This window comes from Pseudomonas sp. SIMBA_041 (genome assembly GCF_046535095.1).
Classification (GTDB): domain Bacteria; phylum Pseudomonadota; class Gammaproteobacteria; order Pseudomonadales; family Pseudomonadaceae; genus Aquipseudomonas; species Aquipseudomonas mucoides.
Window position 1 is genome coordinate 1 of sequence record NZ_JAWRXJ010000877.1, and the last position, 239, is coordinate 239.

General features: G+C 61.1%; 1 protein-coding gene. It reads right to left on the reverse strand.

Going from position 1 to position 239, the window contains the following annotated elements; genetic code table 11:
* Nucleotides 1-239, reverse strand: a 239-nt coding sequence (locus SB725_RS33655; RefSeq protein WP_410923753.1) for a histidine kinase dimerization/phospho-acceptor domain-containing protein, incomplete at both ends; no start/stop codon positions are given.

The following is a 239-nucleotide window of genomic DNA, read 5'->3' on the forward strand; positions in this document are numbered from 1 at the left end:
GTCGAGCACCAGCTTGCCGGCCTCGATCTTGGAGAAGTCGAGGATCTCGTTGATGATCCCCAGCAGGTTGTCGGCGGACTTCTCGATGGTGCTCAGGTAATCCAGCTGGCGCGGCGTCAGTTCGCTTTTCTGCAGCAGGTGGGTGAAACCGAGGATGCCGTTGAGCGGGGTGCGGATCTCGTGGCTCATGTTGGCCAGGAACTCCGACTTGATCCGGCTGGCCTCCAGGGCTTCCTTGC